This window comes from Idiomarina sp. ST20R2A10 (assembly GCF_051842345.1).
GTDB classification, from domain to species: domain Bacteria; phylum Pseudomonadota; class Gammaproteobacteria; order Enterobacterales; family Alteromonadaceae; genus Idiomarina; species Idiomarina loihiensis.
The window spans coordinates 531393-553712 of record NZ_JBNIEY010000001.1 but is presented as its reverse complement, the minus strand read 5'-3'; the positions used below and the strand labels follow the sequence as shown (position 1 = coordinate 553712).

Annotated in this window: 26 protein-coding genes; 18 read left to right on the top strand and 8 right to left on the bottom strand. The window is 46.7% G+C overall.

Annotated elements, in window-relative coordinates; all coding sequences use genetic code 11:
* Positions 1–4: 4 nt before the first annotated feature.
* From ACP7H9_RS02715 to ACP7H9_RS02680, 8 genes are all read left to right on the top strand, one after another.
* The gene (locus ACP7H9_RS02715) at positions 5–760 is read left to right on the top strand and encodes a hypothetical protein (RefSeq protein ID WP_439222158.1); all 756 of its coding nucleotides are present in this window, start codon (positions 5–7) and stop codon (positions 758–760) included.
* Positions 761–840: 80 nt separating this feature from the next.
* Positions 841–1611 carry a hypothetical protein gene (locus tag ACP7H9_RS02710; protein WP_439222157.1) on the top strand — a complete coding sequence of 257 codons (771 nt, stop codon included), beginning with the start codon at positions 841–843 and terminating at the stop codon, positions 1609–1611.
* Positions 1612–1723: 112 nt separating this feature from the next.
* Complete coding sequence (locus tag ACP7H9_RS02705; protein WP_439222156.1) at positions 1724–2578, top strand: hypothetical protein; 855 nt, start codon at positions 1724–1726, stop codon at positions 2576–2578.
* A gap of 122 nt (positions 2579–2700) precedes the next feature.
* Positions 2701–3210 carry a DUF4823 domain-containing protein gene (locus ACP7H9_RS02700; RefSeq protein ID WP_439222155.1) on the top strand — a complete coding sequence of 170 codons (510 nt, stop codon included), beginning with the start codon at positions 2701–2703 and terminating at the stop codon, positions 3208–3210.
* A gap of 270 nt (positions 3211–3480) precedes the next feature.
* Positions 3481–3840: a VOC family protein gene (locus ACP7H9_RS02695; RefSeq protein ID WP_439222154.1), complete on the top strand. Its 360-nt coding sequence runs from the start codon at positions 3481–3483 to the stop codon at positions 3838–3840.
* A gap of 79 nt (positions 3841–3919) precedes the next feature.
* Positions 3920–5473 carry a tannase/feruloyl esterase family alpha/beta hydrolase gene (locus ACP7H9_RS02690; protein ID WP_439222153.1) on the top strand — a complete coding sequence of 518 codons (1554 nt, stop codon included), beginning with the start codon at positions 3920–3922 and terminating at the stop codon, positions 5471–5473.
* Between the two features lie 117 nt (positions 5474–5590).
* Positions 5591–6172 (top strand): TIGR00730 family Rossman fold protein, encoded by a 582-nt coding sequence (locus ACP7H9_RS02685; protein ID WP_439222152.1) that lies wholly within the window; start codon positions 5591–5593, stop codon positions 6170–6172.
* 114 nt (positions 6173–6286) lie between these two features.
* Positions 6287–6607, top strand: coding sequence for a hypothetical protein (locus ACP7H9_RS02680; protein WP_439222151.1), 321 nt, complete (start codon positions 6287–6289; stop codon positions 6605–6607).
* Positions 6608–6691: 84 nt separating this feature from the next.
* Here ACP7H9_RS02680 and ACP7H9_RS02675 read toward each other — a convergent pair whose 3' ends face one another.
* Both ACP7H9_RS02675 and ACP7H9_RS02670 read right to left on the bottom strand, forming a co-directional pair.
* Positions 6692–7585 carry a ZIP family metal transporter gene (locus tag ACP7H9_RS02675; RefSeq protein ID WP_439222150.1) on the bottom strand — a complete coding sequence of 298 codons (894 nt, stop codon included), beginning with the start codon at positions 7583–7585 and terminating at the stop codon, positions 6692–6694.
* Complete coding sequence (locus tag ACP7H9_RS02670) at positions 7582–8190, bottom strand: superoxide dismutase (protein ID WP_439222149.1); 609 nt, start codon at positions 8188–8190, stop codon at positions 7582–7584. The genes ACP7H9_RS02675 and ACP7H9_RS02670 overlap by 4 nt, the downstream gene beginning before the upstream one ends.
* A 90-nt stretch (positions 8191–8280) precedes the next feature.
* Here ACP7H9_RS02670 and ACP7H9_RS02665 point away from each other — a divergent pair, with 90 nt between their 5' ends.
* Positions 8281–8727: a hypothetical protein gene (locus tag ACP7H9_RS02665; RefSeq protein ID WP_034820539.1), complete on the top strand. Its 447-nt coding sequence runs from the start codon at positions 8281–8283 to the stop codon at positions 8725–8727.
* An 88-nt stretch (positions 8728–8815) separates the two neighbouring features.
* Here ACP7H9_RS02665 and yiaY read toward each other — a convergent pair whose 3' ends face one another.
* The 3 genes from yiaY to ACP7H9_RS02650 form a co-directional block, all read right to left on the bottom strand.
* Positions 8816–9964 carry an L-threonine dehydrogenase gene (gene yiaY, locus ACP7H9_RS02660; protein ID WP_034820542.1) on the bottom strand — a complete coding sequence of 383 codons (1149 nt, stop codon included), beginning with the start codon at positions 9962–9964 and terminating at the stop codon, positions 8816–8818.
* A gap of 190 nt (positions 9965–10154) precedes the next feature.
* Complete coding sequence (locus tag ACP7H9_RS02655) at positions 10155–11000, bottom strand: TonB-dependent siderophore receptor (protein ID WP_439222148.1); 846 nt, start codon at positions 10998–11000, stop codon at positions 10155–10157.
* An 8-nt stretch (positions 11001–11008) separates the two neighbouring features.
* Positions 11009–12136 carry a TonB-dependent siderophore receptor gene (locus ACP7H9_RS02650; RefSeq protein WP_227016303.1) on the bottom strand — a complete coding sequence of 376 codons (1128 nt, stop codon included), beginning with the start codon at positions 12134–12136 and terminating at the stop codon, positions 11009–11011.
* A gap of 168 nt (positions 12137–12304) precedes the next feature.
* Here ACP7H9_RS02650 and ACP7H9_RS02645 point away from each other — a divergent pair, with 168 nt between their 5' ends.
* Both ACP7H9_RS02645 and ACP7H9_RS02640 read left to right on the top strand, forming a co-directional pair.
* Complete coding sequence (locus ACP7H9_RS02645) at positions 12305–13105, top strand: DUF3179 domain-containing (seleno)protein (protein ID WP_011234045.1); 801 nt, start codon at positions 12305–12307, stop codon at positions 13103–13105.
* A gap of 22 nt (positions 13106–13127) precedes the next feature.
* Positions 13128–13472, top strand: a complete 345-nt coding sequence (locus ACP7H9_RS02640) for a DUF3179 domain-containing (seleno)protein (RefSeq protein ID WP_208107274.1) — start codon at positions 13128–13130, stop codon at positions 13470–13472.
* A 58-nt stretch (positions 13473–13530) separates the two neighbouring features.
* On the opposite strand, the gene ACP7H9_RS02635 is transcribed toward ACP7H9_RS02640, so the two are convergent.
* The 3 genes from ACP7H9_RS02635 to ACP7H9_RS02625 all read right to left on the bottom strand — a co-directional run bounded on the left by ACP7H9_RS02635 (position 13531) and on the right by ACP7H9_RS02625 (position 17343).
* Complete coding sequence (locus ACP7H9_RS02635) at positions 13531–14310, bottom strand: acetoin reductase (RefSeq protein WP_011234043.1); 780 nt, start codon at positions 14308–14310, stop codon at positions 13531–13533.
* A gap of 91 nt (positions 14311–14401) precedes the next feature.
* Entirely contained in the window at positions 14402–14890 is a 489-nt protein-coding gene (locus tag ACP7H9_RS02630) for a hypothetical protein (RefSeq protein WP_011234042.1), read from the bottom strand.
* 122 nt (positions 14891–15012) lie between these two features.
* Positions 15013–17343: a glucose/quinate/shikimate family membrane-bound PQQ-dependent dehydrogenase gene (locus ACP7H9_RS02625; RefSeq protein ID WP_114981449.1), complete on the bottom strand. Its 2331-nt coding sequence runs from the start codon at positions 17341–17343 to the stop codon at positions 15013–15015.
* A 91-nt stretch (positions 17344–17434) separates the two neighbouring features.
* Here ACP7H9_RS02625 and ACP7H9_RS02620 point away from each other — a divergent pair, with 91 nt between their 5' ends.
* The 7 genes from ACP7H9_RS02620 (at position 17435) to ACP7H9_RS02590 (ending at position 22298) form a co-directional block, all read left to right on the top strand.
* The gene (locus ACP7H9_RS02620) at positions 17435–18463 is read left to right on the top strand and encodes a DUF2157 domain-containing protein (protein WP_114981447.1); all 1029 of its coding nucleotides are present in this window, start codon (positions 17435–17437) and stop codon (positions 18461–18463) included.
* 72 nt (positions 18464–18535) lie between these two features.
* Positions 18536–19774: a pyridoxal phosphate-dependent decarboxylase family protein gene (locus ACP7H9_RS02615; RefSeq protein ID WP_114981445.1), complete on the top strand. Its 1239-nt coding sequence runs from the start codon at positions 18536–18538 to the stop codon at positions 19772–19774.
* A 30-nt stretch (positions 19775–19804) separates the two neighbouring features.
* Entirely contained in the window at positions 19805–20170 is a 366-nt protein-coding gene (locus ACP7H9_RS02610) for a cupin domain-containing protein (protein WP_114981443.1), read from the top strand.
* 60 nt (positions 20171–20230) lie between these two features.
* Entirely contained in the window at positions 20231–20449 is a 219-nt protein-coding gene (locus ACP7H9_RS02605; RefSeq protein WP_114981441.1) for a type II toxin-antitoxin system Phd/YefM family antitoxin, read from the top strand.
* 109 nt (positions 20450–20558) lie between these two features.
* Positions 20559–21185, top strand: coding sequence for an HAD-IB family phosphatase (locus tag ACP7H9_RS02600; RefSeq protein WP_114981440.1), 627 nt, complete (start codon positions 20559–20561; stop codon positions 21183–21185).
* Between the two features lie 28 nt (positions 21186–21213).
* On the top strand, positions 21214–21858 hold the full coding sequence (locus ACP7H9_RS02595; RefSeq protein ID WP_114981438.1) for a class I SAM-dependent methyltransferase: 645 nt from the start codon (positions 21214–21216) through the stop codon (positions 21856–21858).
* A 47-nt stretch (positions 21859–21905) separates the two neighbouring features.
* Positions 21906–22298 carry a SecDF P1 head subdomain-containing protein gene (locus ACP7H9_RS02590; protein WP_110014063.1) on the top strand — a complete coding sequence of 131 codons (393 nt, stop codon included), beginning with the start codon at positions 21906–21908 and terminating at the stop codon, positions 22296–22298.
* The last annotated feature ends 22 nt before the right edge of the window (positions 22299–22320 follow it).

Genomic DNA, 22320 nt, shown 5'->3' with positions numbered 1-22320 from the left:
TGATATGAAAAGCCTCGAAAAATTATTCGATGAATATAGTCTCAATGCCAGAGTAAAGCCTGCTTTTTTACTTATGTTCCCCGCTATCATCTCCGTAATTGCGCTGTATGAGCCATCGAGGAGTTGGGGGGGCGCAGCCATAACCATTCTGACGTCATTTGGCGTTATTGCCTTTGCGGCTAATCAAATGTCGACTAGGGGGAATATTCTTCAAGAGAAGCTTTTTAAGAAATGGGGAGGTGCGCCTACAACGATTATCTTGAGGCATTCAGATTTCAGGTTAGATAAAAATACAAAAGCACGGTACATGTCAAAACTAGTGAGCCTCATCCCTAGCTTTAAAATGGTATCTTACAAAGAAGAAATTGATGATCCTGCGGGCGCAGATGAAACGTATAGAACTGCGGCAATTTTTTTGCGAGAGCATACAAGAAGCTCGACGGATCACCCTTTGGTCTTTAAGGAAAATATTGCGTATGGTTTTAGTAGGAACACGAGGGCTTTTAAATGGCTTGGCGTCGTGATATGCCTGCTGTCAATAGCTATTGTTTCGACCATTGTATGGTCAAACTATTTTAATGAGAAAGATGGCCCTATATTAGAACTGCTCCTTGGTATCCCTTTTGAGCGTGCAGCACTAATCCTTCTGCTTGTGGGTTCTCTTTTTTCGTGGTTGTTTTTGGTTACTGAAAAGTGGGTTGAGGTTAGGGCATTTGCATATGCAAGAGCACTCTACGCTTCGTGTGAGCATAAAATCTAACAATTTGCTGCACGCGGATAAGTTGTTCGCTGCGCTCACAATTTACCGGTGAGCAAGGCGTTAGCTATTGGAGGGCATTAGTGGAAACGGTTGAAGAAAAAATTGATAGGTTTCGAACCTATAACAGGGCAATGATTGCTGCTGCTTTCTCTAAACCAAACCGTCGTCACCAAGGGCTTCCGGCAAAACTTCTGCTTTGCTCAGTTTTTGATTCCCTTTCGATCGCCGCTTTTCCTAATGAGACTGGTGTGGGAAAGCGCTATCGACAAACCGTATCGGCGCACTCTGGCTGGTCGTATCATGACAGGGTTAGTTTGTTGCAGCTTTGCGGCGTCCTCGACGGTCTCTCTCAAGTACCTAGTTCCTTCTCAGATCTTAACGGTTGGGCTCAATCTGAGAAGCACAAGAGATTTGCTGTTTCGAACAGGCTATTGTCACGCCATAAAGAGCTAGAAGCTGACCCGACACTTCAGGAGGCTCTTGCTGAGTGGCCGTACCAGAGTAATGATCAACCAGAAAAACTGGATGGGAAATTTCTACCATCCAGATTCACGCACAAAAATCTGCTTTGGATGTATAGGAACAAACTGGCTCACGAGTTCAGGTTGCCTGGCGCAGGGGCAGAGTCCCCTTTCAGAATGGAGTTTGCTCCTTACTATCAAGAGGTTTCAACGATATCCGATATAGACCCTGTGAGTGGTTTAATTTTCAGCAACCGATGGGAGCTAGTCTATCCAACCGGTTTTTTTGTTCAGATTGCAAAGAGTAGCCTCGAAAGCATCTGCTCAGATTACCGTATTAGCGGTACAAGCCCATTTCTAAGTTACCAAGAGGGCAGCTCGTGGCTATAACACCAATGGTCCGGCGCAAATCAGCTAACAATGCCATGCACCGGAAGTCAAAAACTCTGCTTCGTGCAGTTTTTGCCTCCGGTCATGGCGGGCGTTATAACGATAGGCGAATATGAAGATTCCTAATAAATCTAAAAGTTCATTAGTGGTTGGTTTGACACCCGAAGGGTACAAAATACCTGACTTGAGAATGACGAAGCCTACGTTTCATTTCGCAAAAGATAGTAGCGGTTCAATGTTGATTCAAGACATCGATACAGTCAAACTCAACCGTTCGAGAAAGATTAGTTACTTCGTTCCAAACAGCATTGGCATGTTAATGAGCGTAAGCACTAAAGCTTCAGGTCGAGCAAAAGCAATTTTTGACCGGAAATTTAAAAGCAGTAGCTACGAATTGGATATTACTAAGCTAACCGGAAATAAAAAAGATGCTATAAGTGCTATTTCCCAAGACGTTTACGACTACATTGAAGAAATTCAATCTGCAATCGTCTTTGCTTATACTGCTTTAGAAGCATTTGCTAATCTTAGTATTCCTCATGGGCACATTTACCAAACTAAGAAAAACTCGAAAGGTATTACAGAGTCATACGATAAGGCAGCCATTGAGCGGTGGCTTAGTTTAAAAACTAAGATTAAATACATTCTTCCTGAGTTGTACGAAACTAAGGCTGTAGAAAAGCAAAAATGGTGGGGACAGTTTGTTACTCTTGAAGAATACAGAAATGAGATAATCCACCAGAAATCTATCGATGCAACTGAGTTTTATAAAGCATATTTCAAAGACTCTATTTTTAATATTATCAACTGCATAGAACCCGTAATATCATTTTTCTACGTAGCTCATCAGGCTAATGGTAAAACTAATGAAGTGTGGCCTTGGTTAAAAGACCATGTTGATATTCCATCGGTAGAGTTTCAGCAAAATCAATTTGAAGTTACTGGGAATGTTCATCAAGGCTTCTAGTAAATCGTTATAACAAGCGCTTTAAACGGAACAAAAACAGTTGGCTACGTTTTGCTGCGCTACACAGTTTAGCCAACAATTTTTGTCCGCTTAAGCGGGCGTTAATTTTCGATAAAATTACTATGCGTATATTAATTTTATCAATCACGTTGCTCTCTGTTTTTGGCTGCACTGCTTCATATCAGCAGAGCGCTCTCACGGAGCCCAGTGTTAAGTTAGCTGCAAATCAGTTTATATACATAGTTACCCCAGAAAATGGCTGGTACGGTGACCAGGAGTATAGGAGCTCCGGGGTTATGACTGCAAACGCTACTCGGGCTGCTTTTGCTAGATATAGCTCGAGTACAAAGGTTATAGGTTCCTGCTCCAGAGAAAACTGTTTTACTGAGCTAGTAGGAAACTCAGGCTATCTTGTTGTGCCAATAATTCTTCATTGGGAAGATAGAGCTACAGAGTGGTCAGGAAAGTCAGACCGTCTCGAAATCCAGCTCTCGGTTTATGACCTCGAAACTCGGGAAGAGTTGGCAAGTAGTGTGCTTACCGGGAAAAGTAAATGGGCAACAATGGGCGGAGATCATCCGCAAGACCTGCTGTCTGACCCAGTGAATAGCTACGTTGAGAGTTTGTACTAGTATGGGTAAAAATAAAATGTGCGTAGTGGCTGGGGTAAGCTGTATTTTGTACTTGCCGTTACTTTTATCGGTGTACTTTTATGCATTTTAAACGTATCAATGCAGAACATTCGGAGCCTGCGGTCGCTGGGACTGCAGATTATCTACGTCATTGGGGGACTTGAGCTTGCGATAGGACGCGCTTTTTTATTCCTAAATATCCGAAAATTGTAGCTAAACTGGCTGCATGAGCGATCAATCTGCTATCCATAGGCCACGCAGGAGAACGTCATGAAAGAAACGGGTAAAATCAATTATGTCGAGATTCCCTCAAGAGATCTTGATGCAACAAAGGGGTTCTTCGCTTCGGCTTTTGGGTGGTCATTTATCGACTATGGCCCAGAGTATATGGCGATTGAGAATGCCGGAATTGACGGGGGCTTTTACAAGTCTGACAAAGTTTCGTCTCCCGAAAATGGTAGTGTACTGGTTGTTCTTTATAGCTCAGAGCTAGAGGCAACGGTTAAGAAGGTCACCTCATCAGGAGGAACGGTGGTTCAGAATATCTTCGACTTCCCAGGCGGCCGGAGATTTCACTTCACCGATCCAAATGGAAATGAGTATGCTGTCTGGTCTGAACTTGATGCATAACTAAGCCCGTCGCTGGAAGTACATATGGATAGCTAACTTGCCCCAGTCGTTGAGGCAGAAATAAAAAAGGATGAAAACAATGAATCGATTAATGATTGCACTGGCTGCGCTTGCTGTCGGGGGATGTGGAGCAAATAATGCTTTCGGTGGCGATGCCACGGAGACTGAAATGTCCTGTGCGGCATTGACTGAGTTTGAAATAGCGAACACTGAAATCACCAGTGCAGAGATGAAATCGGCCGGTTCATTCAGCTTCGGAGGCGGTCCCGATAACACGACGGTGGAGCTTCCCGATCATTGTTATGTTGAAGGCATGAGCAATGAACGTGAGGGCGCGGACGGTAAAACCTATGGTTTAGGTTTCGCGTTGGCAATGCCTGCAAACTGGAATGGTCGTTTTCTGTTCCAGGGCGGTGGAGGACTGAATGGCACAGTGCACCCTCCGCTTGGCGGCAACGCCGCCGGCGACACGCCAGCTCTGGCGCGTGGTTTTGCGGTGATATCTACCGATGGTGGGCACAAGGGCAAGGGCGGTTTCGACGCGTCCTTTATGGCCGATCAGCAAGGCGCGCTTGATTTTGCCGGGCAGTCCGTGGCCAAGGTTACCCAACTGGGGAAAGACATTGCGAAGGCTTATTACGGGCAGGCGGCACATCATACCTATATTTCAGGCTGCTCTACCGGCGGGCGTGAAAGCATGCTTGCCGCGCAGCGCTACCCCATGCTGTTTGACGGCGCCGTTGTCGGCGCACCGGCTATGCGCACGGGACATTCAAATTTCGCTCTGCGTAAGGCTGTTGCGGCCTTTAACGAGATAGCACCGCGTGACGAGGAAGGGAATCCGCAAGTTGGCAGTGCCTTTTCACCGGCTGAACGGCGCACGGTACATGACGGGCTTCTGGCGCAATGCGACAGTCTGGATGGCCTTGAGAACGGAGTGGTTGCCAATGTTCAGGGCTGCGACTTCGATCCCGGCCGGCTCGTTTGTCAGGCGGGGGACGATGACGCGTGTATCTCACAGGAGCAGGCGGATGCGATTAACAAAGCATTTGCGCCCCTCGCTAATAGCGCTGGTTACGAGATCTATCCCGCCTTTCCCGTCGATACCGGCATGATTGAGGGCGGTATGACCTTTATTCCTGGTGAGAACTTTTTCTCGCCCGGTGCCAGCGCAGGCCAGACCGAGCTCGATATTGATGCCGAAGATGCGCGGCTGCGCAATGACCCGATGCAGGGGCGCACTGATAGCTACGGCTGGACTAACTTTTCGACCTTTCTCGATCGCGGTGGGAAGATCCTTTTCTATCACGGGGTCAGCGATGCCTGGTTCTCCGCCTATGACACGCTCGGATTTTATCAGCGGGCTGATAGTGCCAATGAAAACTGGGGCGATGCCAGCCGGTTCTATTTCGTACCGGGCATGGGTCATTGCGCTGGCGGGGCCAATACCTACGATTCCTTTGATCTGCTGAGTGTGGTCGTCGACTGGGTGGAAAATGACGACGCGCCGGGAAATGTTACCGCCTCACGCAAAAAGCCGGAACCCGCCAGCACCAAGCTTTGCAGCTATCCGGAGTACCCGCATTATACTGGGGGCGATGAGGCTTCCGCCGATAGCTATGAATGCCGATAGAGAAATAATGTTATTCAGAAGCGTATTGGCTGGCCTGGCACTTTTAACTTTATCGTTTCCTGCCGCCGCAGAGGTTTCTGGACTTCCCACGCTTTTTTCTAGCGAACGAGTAACGCCATGAAGAGCATCTGTATATATTGTGGTTCAAATCCCGGTCGACAGGAAGCCTACTCCAGAGCGGCCCGTGATCTTGCAAGAACACTTGTAAACCGAAACCTAAAGCTTGTTTATGGTGGCGCGAGTGTTGGTATTATGGGGCTGATTGCCGATACTGTGTTGCAACTTGGAGGAGAGGCCGTTGGCGTCATTCCCGAAGCATTGGTGCGGAAAGAAGTTGCGCACCCAAACCTGACCGAGCTGCACGTAACGCAATCTATGCATGAACGCAAAACCTTGATGGCTGATCTGTCGGACGGGTTTATTGCTATGCCCGGAGGGATAGGGACTCTTGAGGAGATTTTTGAAATTTGGACATGGGCTCAGCTTGGATTCCATAAAAAACCTTGCGGCTTGCTCAATATAGAAGGCTACTTTGATTCGTTAACTGCATTTTTTGATCATGCCGTAGCAGAACAGTTCGTCAAACAGCCGCACCGCTCAATGTTGCTTGTAGATTCTGCTCCCGAAACGCTGCTCGATCGATTCGCCAGTTATGAACCTACGACGATTCAAAAGTGGATAGGAAAAACGGATACATAATGAGGAAGCCGCTAACCATTCACTCCAACAATGTAAAGGCCACTGCAGTCTCTCGAAAAAGTAGGTAACCTTAGTTACTGGTAATGTTAACTATTATAGTTAAAGGAATAACTTATGCTCTCGAAGATATGGATGATTCTGGCTGTTTTGGCTGCCGCAGGCGGACTCTTTTTTCTCGGAGTCGCAGGCAAGTACACATTCGGGTATTACGCTAACTCCGCTGCGGAGTATCGCCACGAGTATATGCAAGTTGTGATTTTAGCATTGACCGCGGCATTGCCTTGTTGGCTAGCCGCATCAGGCTTCCTGTGGCTAGTCAGGGAAGTAGTACCCAAAGTGGTGCTGTTTTCAGTTTATTTTGTGACACTGTGTCTGTGTGCTTTTTACCTTTTTACCAACTTGTACGCCTTTGTCATGTGGTTACTTGATAAATAAGCTTTGTGAAAAATGCTATGAAAACGGAAACTGTTACTTATTTAAAAGAAAATGCGAATTCGCTTCAGGTAGTTAAGCTGAGCGCTAACTACCCAAGGCTGTATCCAGCACAAACATCAGCACGAAACCCAGCATCAGACCATTCGTTGCAGACATTTCGTGGCCTTGTTTGTGTGACTCGGGAATCATTTCATGACTGATGACGAATAACATAGCACCCGCGGCCATAGCCAGCCCCCAGGGCAGCACAGCTGAGTTGCTTAATGCAATGGCGCCAATAACAGCCATTAATGGCTCCACCAAACCGGATAACATCCCGACACCAATTGCTATCTTACGGCTATAACCTGCGGCCAATAGAGCCATGGCTACGACAAAGCCCTCAGGTATGTCTTGCACAGAAATACCGGTTGCCAGAGTGGACGCTCCGACTGTGTCATCGCCGGCGTAAGCTACGCCTATTGCCAACCCTTCAGGAATATTGTGCAGAATAATTGCAAAAACAAACAACCAACTGCGCTTCAATATCAGTGCCTGGCGTCCTTCAGTACCTTTAATAAAGTGCTCATGTGGGACACTGCGCTCCAGAGCCATCATTAAAAAAGAGCCCAAAAGTATAGCCGCAGACACTTTTAGCGGCGCATGCCAAGCGGTTTGTGTCGCTACTTCAAATAGATCTAACGCCGGTACAATGAGAGAAAAAATGCTGGCTGCCAGCATAACTCCGCCGCCAAACCCCAATATTGCAGCATGTAAACGAGTTGATAATCCACGAGAGAAAAGAGCGGGAAGGGTACCCGCAGCCGTGGCTCCAGCCGCTACCATTCCGGCATAAAACGCGTAGCGTACATGGTCCTGATTCTGCATTAACAGAATGAGCTGATATAAACCATAGCCTGCGCCCAAAACCAGGACGAACCAACCGAGTAGCTTGCTTCCAAGACGCCAACCCGGTTGAAATAATTCCATTACCTTCATTCATGTTCCTCAAAACGCCTGGCAACTTCCGGCCAGTGAATCACTTCATAAAATGCTGCAATATAGTCTGCACGTTTGTTCTGATATTTTAAATAGTAAGCGTGTTCCCAAACATCCAGCTCGAGTATGGGAGTCAGTCCATCCATTAATGGACTATCTTGATTCGCTGTACTGGTTATTTCAAGTTGTCCGTTGGCATTAATCACTAACCAGGCCCAGCCGCTACCAAACCGACTGACCGCAGCCTGAGTGAATTGTTCCTGAAAGGCCTTAAAGCCGCCAATGTCGGTCTCTATGGCTTTAGCCAGATTGCTCGTGGGTTCGCCACCGCCCTGAGGTGACATAACTTGCCAGAACAATGAGTGGTTAGCATGGCCACCACCATGATTACGCACAGCAGACTGCATATTACTAGGTATACTCTCAATTTGTCGTAACAGTTCAGATAAGTCCCATTTTTCGTAACGGGTTTCGGCCAGTGCCTGGTTCAGACCGTTGACATAGGTCTGGTGATGTCGCTGATGGTGAATTTCCATTGTCATGGCATCGACATGAGGCTCAAGTGCATCGTAGTTGTAGGGTAACGCAGGTAATTTAAAGCACATAGTTTACTCCTGATTAATTTGAAGTTAACGGTAATCATTATCATTTAATTAAATTGCAAGGCATGCTGATGAGTAACGCAGGAGGTTATTATGGAACTGATACAGAATTGGAAAATGTTACAGCGTATGGGGAATTATGAGTTTGAGCAGGGACAATGGCAAAATGCCAATCATTACTACATGAATAGTATTCTTCTGTTACGAGGACATTTGAGTGATATCCTGAAAAACCAGCATGAGCAGGCTGGCGAGGTTATTATTTGCTTGTCAATTGCGGTGCAGAATCTGTCTGAGACATATAATCGTCAAAATCGCGTGAATTGCTGCGTTTCTCTGTTAAGTCGGGCATTACACAATTTTCAGCAGTTACAGAATACGCTTTCGTCAGATCATCCGGCCGCTATAGCTATGCTTCGCGAAGGCTGCAAGTTGCGACAACTCATGTTTACGTACAAGGAAACAGAGGAACAAACTATGCCTATGAATGGGACTACCGTTGCTGGATATGATACATCAGCGTATTCGCGGCTACATTAATGTAGCCGCAGGTATAGGATTTTGTCAGCACAGTACAATAAACTTTAGCTATGTCCGATGTCGGACGGCTAAGCTTAAAAGACTCCGGTTAAAAAGCCGCTTTAAAAATAGTAACAACGTCTTCGTGACTGGGTTGAATTGGATTAGTCAGGCCACAAGCGTCTTTCATGGCATTGTCTGCCAATGTATTAAAGTCCTCTTCTTTTGCCCCTAATTCTTCCAAACCAGCCGGAATATTGACGCTTTGAGATAGTTTTACAATGGCGGCAATAGCAGCGTCAGCCCCTTCTTTGTCTGTTAATCCCTGTACTTCTGCGCCCAGTGCTTTACCAATGTCTTTCAGGCGCGGTGCGACAACCTGACTGTTGTAGCGTTGCACATGAGGCAATAAAACCGCGTTGCAGACACCGTGCGGCAAGTCGTAGAATCCGCCGAGTTGGTGCGCCATGGCATGTACATAACCCAGAGACGCATTGTTAAACGCCATACCCGCCAGGAACTGTGCGTAAGCCATTTGCTCACGAGCTTCCATATTCGCTCCGTTATGAACCGCTTCGTGCAGATTGTCCCGGATAATCTCTATGGCTTTTATGGCACAGGCATCGGTAATCGGCGTAGCGTCGGTAGATACATAGGCTTCAACGGCATGGGTCAGCGCATCCATGCCTGTTGCTGCAGTCAAGCTGGCAGGCATACCGACCATTAACCTTGGGTCGTTAACCGACAGAATTGGTGTCACATTTTGGTCGACAATTGCCATTTTAATATGGCGTTCCGGATCGGTAATGATGCAAAAGCGGGTCATTTCGGACGCTGTGCCTGCGGTGGTATTAATACTAATGAGTGGCAGTTGTGGCTTTTTCGAGACATCAACGCCTTCATAGTCACTAATATGCCCGCCATTAGTGGCAACCAGGGCTATACCTTTGGCGCAGTCGTGAGCTGAACCTCCACCTAGTGAAATAACACAATCGCATTGATGTTTCTGCAGAACATCTAACCCGGCTTTCACGTTCGTTACTGTCGGGTTGGGTTGTACGCCATCGTAAATTAGGCTGTCTATTCCATGCTCTTTGAGCAGGGCTTCGATTTCGGCAGTAACGCCCAGTTTGGTCATGCCGGGGTCGGTGACTATCAAGGCTTGTTTAAAGCCATAGTTGTCCATTTGCGTAGCCGCATCTTTAAGGGCGTTCTCGCCAATAATATTGACCGCTGGAATATAAAAAGTACTGCTCATGGCATTAGCCTTTTCTGTCAGTGAATTTATATTCTATTATTGTGTTCCTTTGTTTCGCCGAATAGCTTGATCTGAATCAATAATTTGGCGTAAAGATAAAATCAGCACACCAGAGAGTCTGCATATAGCCCCGCTATCATACGTAGTAGCAGGGCTATATCGATTTTTTAGATCATGAAAGGGCAATACCTTAGAAGTCCCAGCGCACACTGGCACTGATATTACGTGGTTCGCCATAAGAGCCGTAGTTGTACACGCCGACACTTTCAAAGTAACTCTTATCAAAAAGGTTGTTAATATTTAATGACGCAGTAAGGCTGTCAGAGATCTGATAGCGGGCAAACAGGTCGGCAACCGTATAACTTTCCTGACGGGGGATTTCACCATTAGGGCCCACACCTTGGTTTCTTGAAGGGAATACTTCACTTTGCCAGCGAAGCCCACCACCCAGAGTAAGCCCCGACAAATTCTCTGCAAAGCTATAAGAACTGGTTATTCTTACCATGTCTTCAGGCGCCTGCCGGCTGACTTTTTCGCCGTCATTGTTGCGGGCTACCCGATGTGTATAACCGGCGTAAATTTGAAGGCCGGTCATTAGCTCGCCAGAAAGCTCAGCTTCATAACCTTTGGTTTCAACACCGTCTTCTGCTTTATAGCGTTGCTCTGGTTGGCCAGCGACAATCACTTCAATATCCGGAACCGCAACATTTCGCTGCTTAACCTGGAATACTGCAGTAGAGAAGTTCAGTCGTTGGTTAAAGAATTCGCCTTTCAGACCTATTTCATAGTTTTCGCCGTGCACAGGGTCAAGCAAATTACCATACCGATCTTTTTGAGTTTGAATGTTGTAGATATCGGTCAGGCTGGCGTAGGTGGAGAAATGATCATTAATATCATAAACAATGCCTACGTACGGAGTAATAACACCCGAGTCAGATTCATCCACCGCGGTGACAGGGGAACTCATAGCCTCAGGAGTGTAATTGTACTCTTCATGTGACCATGAACTGGTGCGAAGCCCTACAATTAGTGACAAAGGCTCCGCTAGGTCAAATTGCGCACCACTGTAAAATCCGCTTTGCTTAGTCTAAAGTCCAGAGTATATTGGTTCCAGTCACCTCTGGTCGAGCTGGGGCTGGCTCCAAGTCCGAGGCCAGTGTCCCGATCAAGAAATCCGGTTACATACATTCTTTTGTCGTCGTAGTGTCCGTCAATATGGCTGGCGTAGAAATCAAATTGCCAAAAGTTGGCAAAACGATGCTCCAGTGAGGCAAAAGTAATGTTGCGGTCGCGATCACGATACGTCCAGTCGCTTCCGGTATTGCTGGAGCGGGGGAGATCAGTACGTGTACCGTCGTTGTAATATAAAGGTACGGGCTCACCGTAACTTATTCCATCAACATGATGTTTCTGGTAGTCGACACCGAAATTGACTTCGGTATAGGGCGTTATGTCAGCTTCCAGAATACCGTAAAGAATCGTTTTATCACGCTCTACACTGTCCATGTAAGAACCGGCATCCTGATAAGCCGCAACAAAGCGTCCCCTTAACTTGTCGTCAAAACCAAGACTTGACGAGACATCGGCTTCCGCTCGGGTTAAATCCCATCGACCGGCTTTAATGTTAATAGAAGAGCGGAGGTCTTCCGTTGGTTTTTTACGAATTAAATTGATAGCGGCTGATGGATTGCCCGCCCCCTGTAGTAGACCTGCAGCGCCCCGAATCACTTCTACACGCTCATAAACGGCCATGTCAGAGAGAAAGTCGCCTTCAACACCACCGTAAGCACCGCGCACATTAGCACCGTCAAATTGCACGTTATCAATAGAGAACCCGCGTGCGGTCGGAAAAATGCGATCTGTTTCGGCTCGGTTGACGTTAATGCCGGTGGTGTATCGGAGTGCCTGAGCAATTTCTGTTATTGCTAAATCGTCAATCTGCTGTTGGGTAATTACGGTCATTGACTGCGGGGTTTCTCTAAGTGAGAGGTTAAGCCCGGTGGAATAATTCATAACACGTGTTGTGTAAGAGTTTTTAATTTCAATTCTTTCCATTTCTTCGCTTTTGCTGCTTTCGTCCTGAGCGTAAGACGGCAAAGCAGCTGAGGCTGCGCCTATGCCCAGTAATACCGCTAAGTGAAGAGGGGATTTTTTTAAATGCTGAGTTATCACCTTTATATCCTCACCTGTGTAAAGTGTAGAGAGGTTACTATAATGTTAATGATAACTATTATCAATTGTATTTAAGGTGAGCTATTGCCGCTATGGCTTTATTTAATGAGATGATGTTTACTTCGGTAATCGCATGCGCCGCTTTTTTGCTTTAACTGAGAGACCGTTATGGTATTTATCTTTTATGCATTCGCAATTTTGTCTCTGGCAGTGAGCGCTGCTGCCGTATATATGACGCTTATCCAGTCGTTTCCTGTTCAGTGGTCGTATTACCATTACTTTATTCGAAAGCCTTTTACCTGGGCTGTGCTGGTTGCTGGTGTTATCGGTACTTTGCTAATGAGCTGGCAAATTGACGAGCTGCCTTTATGGACGTTTCCTCCTCTTATCCTAATGGCGTTGGCCGTTGTATTAGCGCATCGAATGCATCAGGAGAATGCGTTTAAAGCGGTTGATTTCCCCGCCATGGCAGATGAGCCGCTGAAGCTTTCTCTTCAGGACAACATGGAGCTGGCTGTTATTGAGTGCGATGGTGTTACTAAGGCTTACCCGCTAGACTATGTAATACATCACCATATTATTAATGATCGTTTCGATGACAGACTGGTAGCATTAACTTATTGCGCTATGTGCCACAGTATTATTCCTTTCGATGTCACCGATATTGGCCCTTTGTTTGTCGGCTCGTTTAAAAACGCGAATATGATTGTGGCTGACAAGAAAACTAAAACCTTTTTTCAGCAAGCCAGTTGTGAATCGGTTATTGGCAAGTTACACCCGTATACACTAACAATGATCCCGTTTCAGGTTTTAACCTGGAGTGAGGTGAAAAAGCTGAACCCCTGTCCTAAGGTCGTGAGAGTAACAAAGCAGGACTTTAAAGCGTTTGAGCTTCCCGTTAAGGGCCTTTGGAAAAAGGTTATAGCGAATGGTTTGACCCCAGGACTGTCATCAAAAAAACCGGGATAATACCTTTTCGCCCCGAACGCATGTGGTGGGCATTACCGATAAAATCGCTAACCCGCAGGTTGTGTACCTTAAAGGCGAGTTACTAAAGCAGGGCGTGGTTAACAACGAAGAGTTAGGTGTTGTGCTTGTCGCTGTGAACGGCTCAGTTCTTGGTTTTAAAAGCTCAGTCGAGGAAAAGCCGGTGAGCATTGAACCCGGTGCTAACAGCACGCTTTGCGACACTAAAAGCGGAACGGTGTGGGATGTTCGCGGTAAGTTTATAAAAGGCGAAATAGAATCGAACCTGGTTCCTGTAGCTATTTCCGATGAATATTGGTTCTCCTGGAAGCTGTTTAATCCCGGCAGTAAGCTGGTGCATTGCAAATAAGCACCAGCAAATACCGGAAATTTAGCGATTCATCGGTATGTGGAATACGATGACTCTCTTAACGAAAAACGATACCGCCATCAATTAACGGAGCCTGACCCGTCATGTAGTCAGAATCGGGGCCAGCCAGATAAGATACAAAACTTGCTACATCCTCTGGTGTTTGCGCGCGGCCAAGAGCAATGCCATCAACATACTTTTTATATGTCTCGCCTACGGGCGCATCAGTAAGTTCAGCAAAGCGTTTGTCAATTTCAACCCACATATCGGTGCCAACGACTCCGGGGCAGTAGGCATTTACCGTAATACCCTGGCTTGCATATTCCAGGGCTGCGGCTTGAGTTAACGCGCGCACGGCAAACTTAGTTGATGAGTAAACACCCAATAATGCAAAACCGTTATGACCCGCGATAGAGGAGGCATTGATAATTTTGCCTTTTTGTTTGCGCTCAATAAACTTCTTCGCTGCTGCCTGAATGCCCCAAAGGGTACCATCAACATTAATTTTCTGAATTTTATCTAATTCTTCTTGAGTGACATCCGCAATCGCCTGAACTTGTGCAATACCGGCGTTGTTCACCATGATGTCGAAACCACCAAGCGTTTTTTCAGCGTGATCAATGGCAGCGTAAACCTGCTCCCGGTCACTTACATCAGCTTTGAATGTTGTTGCTTTCCGGTTTAATGCTTCTACTTCTCGGGAGACTTCATTCATCTTGTCTTCGTTTAGGTCCACAATGGCAATGTCGGCACCATCTTTTGCCAATCGCAAAGCTATAGCGCGCCCAATTCCCTGACCAGCTCCAGTCACTAAAGCTACTTTATTTTGTATAGACATAACGTACTCCTATTTGAAGATTGCACTTCAATTAGAGTACATACGCGGCGGTTAAGTTTCGCAAATGCAGATCAAAAAGTGAGGATTTTCATTACGACATAACCAAGGACATCACTTCCGCAACTGCTTTGTCATCTAAGTCCATTTGATCAACCGTTTCGCCGAGTTGGAGCATGGCCTGGCTAAGTGCGGTATTATAGCTACTGATTTCCTTTTGCAGAGCGTCTATTCGAGCCTTGCGTTCTTCATCGCTCAGGGCACTATCGTTCATAACGTCCCGCAGTTCCTGCTGTTTCTCCTTAAGCTTTTCTCTGTACTCCGCTATCCGTTTTAGTAAGTCTTTTAGCCCTGTGGGAAGGCTACTTTCGTCAATTTTTTCCTTCTTAGAAAGCAGGGAACTTTCCCCTTTTTCAGAGGCAGAGGTAAGTTCTTTAACCAAAGGTGACAGGTCAACATAAAAACTGGCGCTGCTACTGGTTTTGTCGCTCGCAGGTTGGCTATTCGTTGTGGTGTTGAGCGGCTTAGTACTAACCGAAGGCACACTGGAAGAGGCGGTCTTCGTGTATAAAGAGATGGGCATGGCACTCTCTCCAGAAGGTTAAAGGCTATTTCCGTAGGTTTGCCTTAGTATCGGCAACGTTTGCGAATACTTGAGTTCGTCCTTGGAAATAGCCTTTAGCTTACAACTCGCGCCTATATTGTTTAGCGTTTGAGTTTATAGGCAATCACATAATCGCCAATAGTGGTGCCAATAGAGCCGTGACCACCGGCTACCTGAACCACCATTTGTTCACCCTGACTGTTCAGATAGGTCATTGGTGTGGCTTGTCCGCCAGCTGGCAAACGAGCACGCCAAAGTTCTTCACCGGTGGATAAGTCATAAGCGCGCAGGTAGTTATCGACAGCGGCTGCCATAAAGACCACACCACCTTCGGTGATGATAGGGCCACCAATACCGGGGACGCCCATTTTAATTGGCAGCGGGAGCGGTGTCAGGTCACGAACAGTACCGTTTTTATGCTTATACACGGTTTCGCCCGTTTTCAGGTCAACACCGGCCACGTAGCCCCATGGTGGCTGCTGACAGGGGACGCCGGCAGGAGAAAGCAAAGGTTTCATATCCACCGCATAAGGCGCGCCTTCGTTTGAGTTCAGACCTTGTTCTCCCTGGTTGGCCGGACCCATGTCGGAGCCGTCTTTTTTAACCAGCGTTTGTGTGAAGGCCAGGTATAAAGGCATACCGAACATAACCTGACGTTTTGGGTCTACTGCAATGCTGCCCCAGTTGAAGACCCCGAAGTTACCCGGATACACCAATGTACCTTGTTCTGATGGCGGTGTGTACTGGCCTTCATAGCGTAGAGACTTAAACTGAATACGGCACATCATCTGATCCAGCGGCGTCGCTCCCCACATGTCTTTTTCAGTCATGGTGGGTGGACGGAAGGTTAGCGCTGAAATTGGCTGTGTTGGCGAGGCATTATCTGGAGCCACCGTTCCCTGAGGTGCTGATTTTTCGGTAATAGGGAAGATAGGTTCGCCGGTTTCGCGGTTCAGCACATACACATCGCCTTGCTTAGTGGGTACCACAAGAGCTGGTTGTCTTCCGCTTACGGTGTCTAAGTCGAGCAATACCGGCTGGGCAGGGGTATCCATGTCCCACAGGTCATGATGAACAAATTGTTGTACCCACTCTACCTGTCCGGTTTCAAGGCTTAGCGCAACCACAGAGCTGGAATATTTCTCTTCATTTTCAGAGCGGTACCAACCCAGCTGATCGGGTGTGCGGTTCCCCATAGGAAAGTAAATAAGACCCAGCTCTTCATCGGCACTGGCTACCGACCAGCTGTTAGGGGAACTGGTAGTGTAAACTTCATCTTCGGCAATAGGAGCGGTTTCATCCGGGTTACCGGAATCCCAGTTCCATACCAGCTCGCCAGTTTTTACGTCATAGGCACGAATAACGCCGGAAGGTGAGTTTTTATCGTAGTTGTCGTTTACGGAGCCTGCAACCACCACTACGCCATTGGCTACAACTGGCGGCGACGTAGAGTAATAATAACCGGCTTGTTTGAAGGGCATATTGTGGGTTAAATCCAGTTCACCGTTATCGGCAAAGTTTGCACAACGTGCGCCGCTGGTTGGGTCAATCGCAATTAAGCGGGCATCAGAAGTTGGCAAAAAGAGTTCGGCGTCACACTGAACTGGTGCCAGAGTTTCGGCTGCTATATCCAGCTTTTCAGCAGACGGTGCTTCACCGGAGCTGGGTGGCAAATAGGACACGCCGCGACAGGTCTGATGCTGGCGCTGGCTTTCCGGTGGTACTTTGGCGTCAAATACCCAGCGTTTAGAGCCGTTGTCGGCATCCAGTGCCACTAACCAATTGTGCGGTGTACACAAATAGAGTGTATCGCCAATTTTCAATGGCGTTGCTTCATAGGTGGTTTCACCGACGTCTTTAGGCCCTTTCATGTCGCCGGTGCGGTAACGCCAGGCTTCTTCCAACTGCCCCACATTTTCGGTGGTGATTTTATCCAGTGGCGAATAACGCTGACCCATATTCGTCCGGCCATAAGCGTACCAACTGCCTTCCGGAGAGTTGCCCAGTTTAGGTGACTCGCTGTCTACTTGAGTATCCAATTTGCCGGATAAGTCATGCGGGTTCGCGAAAAGGCTGCCCAGTGTCATTAACGCGAGAACGGCCCAAACGGGGAGCAATACTTTGCGCCTGCCATTGTCTGCCACTTTGGAAAGTAGCAAAGGTATGGCAAGCACCAAAAATAAACCTATGCGGGGTGCTAATGCCCACCAGTCATACCCAGATTCCCATAATGACCACAGCATGGTGAGGATCAGGAATACAGCGAACAAAGTGCGGGTTAACGGATGCCGTTTGTAACCAAGCCAGGCATTAAATAGTAAAATCACGCCTGCTAGAGCGTAATAGAAGCTGCCACCCAATGTAAGCAGGTAAATACCGCCTACTGTTAAGGCGAGGCCAAGAAGTGCAATTAGAATAGCGAATAAAATCATAGCAATGATTCCATATGTTGAAATGCATACAGATGTGAGCGATATTCTAGCAGATGGAATACCAAGTCACCGCTGAATTTGAAGGAACAGTATGAACATTACAAGGAAGAACTTAAGCGAGGCGGCAGATAAAAACATTATATCTACTTCGCAAGCCGACGCTCTTTTTGAGTTTTTTAAAGAGCAACATCAGGACAAGCCTCAGTTTACGTTCAATCATGTGCTGTATTATCTGGGCGGGCTGATTGCTATTGGCGCAATGACGCTGTTCATGAACCTGGGGTGGGAATCCTTCGGTGGTGTCGGCATTGTTCTGATATCCGTTCTTTATGCCGCTATTGGCTTAAAGCTTACTCATGTTTTCTCCGCTAAAAGCTTATCTATTCCCGCAGGAATCTGTGCCGCCTTTGTGGTCTGCTTAACGCCGTTGGCTATTTATGGCCTTCAGCAATGGTTGGGAGTGTGGCCCGACGAAACTGTCTATCGTGAGTATCACCGATATATAAAGTGGCACTGGATATACATGGAGCTGGGCACCCTGGCTGTCGGTGTCATTATGGCGTGGAAGTACAAATATCCTTTTTTAGTTATGCCTATAGCTGTGACTCTTTGGTATATGACTATGGATATTGCCGTCATGATTGCTGGCGGTGACATCAGTTGGGAGTTAAGAAAACTCGTATCCTTGTACACTGGGCTATTAATGATAGGTCTTGCATTCTGGGTGGACATTCGTGCGCGTGATACCGTCGACTATGCTTTCTGGATTTATATCTTCGGTGCTTTGGCTTTTTGGGGCGGCCTATCTTTTATGGAATCAGACAGTGAGCTGTCAAAATTTGTTTATTTCTGCGTAAACCTTCTGATGATAGGTGTTGGTGTATTACTGGTTCGCCGGATATTTGTGGTGCTTGGAGCCCTTGGAAGTTGCTTCTATCTTGGTTATTTAGCTCAGGATGTTTTCCAGGATAGCTGGCTATTTCCGGCCGCTTTAACTGCTATTGGTCTGGGGATTATTTACTTAGGCATTCTCTGGCAAAAGCATGAGAAAGCTATTACCAAAAGGTCGCGTGAGTTGCTTCCTGCGGCGTTACGGGAGTTGTTAGAGGAAAGATCTTAACGGACAAGCTGGATGTTGGATACTGGCAACTGATACTTTGTGTTGAAACATAGCCCGAAATTGGAGGTTTCCATGTCGAAAGATGATGATTTTCTATTTCAGTCAGAAGAGCTTGAAAAAGCGCTCGCTATACTTTCAAAGCATCTCGCTGGCGACCGCGGCGTGACGCCAGAAAAGCCCGCTTTTAATCTGCCGACAGAGCTTCCGGTCGAGGGACTTGGAGGCTCGGCTGCTTTAGAGCATTTGGCGAAGGGCTTTTTTCCTTCGGCAGCCCGGCTTAATCATCCCGGCTATTTTGCGCATATGGATCCGCCGACTCCCTGGGTGTCCTGGGTTGGTGCGCTCTGGGCTGCGTCGTGTAACCAGAACCTTTTACATACAGATACCGGAAAAGGGGCTCGGCAGCTTGAGGAAACCGTCGTTCACTGGCTTAGTAAATTTTTTGGTATGGACGGTGGGCATCTGGTTCCGGGATCGACAGTGGCGAATATTACAGCACTTTGGGCGGCACGTGAGCTTAAGGGCGTACATAATGTGGTTGCGAGTGAAATGGCACACTTAAGTATTCGTAAGGCCGCCTCTCTTCTTAACTTAAACTTCCACGAGGTACCCGCGGACAGTCAGCATCAGCTGCGCCCGGAAGCGATAGAGAATATCGATATGGAGAAAACTGCTGTTGTACTAACCGCCGGGACTGTTGCGGCGGGTGCTATAGATCCTTTGAATGCTTTTCCAGATGCTGCATGGCGTCATGTTGATGCAGCCTGGGCGGGGGCCCTTCGTTTAACTAAACATTCCAATTTGTTGGATGGTATTGAGAGTGCAGACTCTGTTTCTGTGTCAGCTCACAAATGGCTGTTTCAACCTAAAGAGAGTGGTGTTGTAATGTTTAGGCAGTCTAAGGAGGCTCATGAGGCAATGAGCTTCGGCGGAGGGTACCTTGCGGTGCCGAATGTCGGGTTGTTGGGCTCTCATGGCTCTACTGCGCTTCCTCTGGCTGCAACGCTTATGGCCTGGGGTAAAGAGGGTATTGCGGAGAAAATTGAGCATTGCATGCAATTAGCGCAGCGGCTCGCGTCTCGTATAGAAACTGAACCAGCCTTAGAGCTTTTCGCAAAACCGGTTACTGGCGTTGTGCTTTGGCGGCCTCGGAATGCTTCTCCGACTGAAGTGCGCAAACGAATGAACGAGGCGTTTGTTTCATTGACCCAAGTAGGTTATGAAAGCTGGTTTCGTTCAGTAGCGGCTAACCCACAAGCCGATCCAGACCGCGTGATTGATAGTGTTCTTGCCGCAATTGAAACAGAGTAGGTATGGAACAGCCAAAAAAGGGGAACATCAATGCCATCAAAGGTCGTTAATTTTGCCGAAAAATTGAGTAAGTTTTCCGAACACTGGTCGCCACGGGTGGTTGCCGAAATGAACGACTATCAAATTAAGGTCGTTAAAATTAAAGGGGAGTTTGTCTGGCACGATCATAAAGATACTGATGAAGTTTTTCTGGTACTCAAGGGAAAAATGGGTATTGAGTTCAGGGATAACGTTGTGCAGTTAGCGGAAGGCGAAATGTATGTGGTGCCTAAAGGAGTAGAGCATAAACCCTTTGCCGAGAGCGAATGCCAGGTGCTCCTGATTGAACCAAGTGGCGTTATCAATACAGGTGAAGCCGGTGGTCAGCTTAAGGCGAAGAACAATGTTTGGGTTTGAGGTTAATTCGTAACCTGCTACAGTTGAAACAGTCTTTAAAAAGCCTTTTTAAGGTTGGTTATGAAAACGGAAACGGTTACCTATTTAAAAGAGCATGCTAACTCGCTTGAGCTAGAAGAAGACTTACTGGTAACTAAAAAAGGTAAGCCCGCCTATATGGTGCAGTCATATTCTGATTACGAGTTTCAGCAGGAAATCATGGCTTTACTTAAGTTGGTCAAGTTGTCTGAAAAGACTCTAAGCAGCAAAGAGCTGAGTCTAGATGAAGCCTTCGAATAATAACTGCGCGGTGGTTGCTTCAACGGTATTTAGATTATCGTTACAACGCTTTAGAGCCAAACCTGCAAAAAATTGATTGATGAAAGTGGATTCGGGATAGCCTAACTCAATGAACTTAGCTCTCTTTGACTTTGACGGCACAATAACTAACCAAGACACCTACACAAAGTTCCTGCTTTACGCAACCCCTAAGCACCGCGTTATAGCAGCTCTGATTTTAGCCGCACCAATTATTATTCTGTATAAACTGGGGCTTTTAAAAGCCTCACGAACGAGGCCTGCGTTATCCAGAATTGTATTCTGGAATCGTCGTGAGTCTGAAATTTTAAAGTCAGCGAAAGAATTTGCTACGCATTACCTCCCTAGCGTTATAAGAGAGGAAGCACTTGCAAAAATTGAATGGCATAAAGAGCGCGGCGACGAAATTTATGTGGTGTCAGCATCGTTAAATTCATATTTATCGTTTTGGTGTAAGGCTCAGGGTATTAAGTTCATATGCAGTGAACTGGAGCTTAAAGACAATAAATTAACAGGCCGTTATGTTTTCGGCGACTGCAGCCTGGGCAATAAGGTGAAAGGGATTAAACGTACCCTCGATTTGTCAGCTTTTGAAACCATATTTGCCTATGGTAATACCGAAGAAGACATGCCCATGTTGGCATTAGCGGATGAAAAGTACTTTAGGTGGCAACGTATATCTGAATTAGCAGAGCCTTCTGCTGGTTTGAAAAATTAAAATGTTATTTGTTAATGGGTAACCGAAAATGGATCCACATACTCTGGCTTCACAGCTACGTCACCCTAGTGGAGAGCATGCCGCTGAAGTCGCTTTAAACATGAACAGTGCAAACGGTCAGTTGAACGTAAAATGCATAAACCTTTTAAACCTACAACATTCAGAATCACTGCTTGAAATTGGTCCCGGCAATGGAGTTTTTGCTGCTGACATAATCAAACGGGCTGATAACCTCTCCTATACCGGCGTTGACTGGTCAGCAGATATGATTGCCGAAGCGAAACGCATGAACGAAGATATAGTGACTTCGGGGCAAGCGACATTTCAGCAGGGCAATTCCTCTCAACTCAATTTTGATAGTAATGTATTCGATAAGATTCTGACCGTTCATACTCTCTACTTTTGGGACAAACCGCTTGAACATTTAGCGGAAATTCGACGTGTTCTTAAACCTCAAGGGCTATTTTGCCTCGCTTTTGGCGATAGTTCGTTTATGAAAGACTTACCTTTTGTGCCTTATGGTTTTGAGCTATACGATAAAGAACTTGCCTGTAACTTGTTGCAAGAATCGGGGTTTAGATTACTAAATGCGGAGTATTATGTAGAGCAGGGCGTTAGTAATACAGGTGAAGTCGTTGATAAAATAATAAATATCATTATCTGCGAAGCTTAACTAGAAAGCCGGAAACCCTTTTACCGACTCAGTTACAGGGACAAAACTTGACCAATTTTAAATACATTCTGGTTCTTGCTTTATTGGTAAGTGCTTTCACGTATGCGGACGATACTGCGATCGCAGAGGACAAAGAAAAGTACTGTGATTTTAACTTATATTTACCAGCAAAGAGTGAGGGAGCCCCGGATACCTTACTGTTAGAGCGTTCTGACCTTAGTTCGTTAAATACAACTACCGACAATAATACGGTTCAATGGACAATAGAAGTGGCCGACCATGCGCTGAGTAAATGGAAAGCCGCGAGTAAAGAGCATATTGGTTTACCCATGCGAATTTATTGTGGTGATGAATTGATATCAAGCCCCGTTGTCAGGGCACCACTTGGAAAGAAGTTTAGAGTGACCGGAATGGACGAGGGCGCTCGTCGCATACGTTAGTTCCTCCAGGCCGTTATGCAGA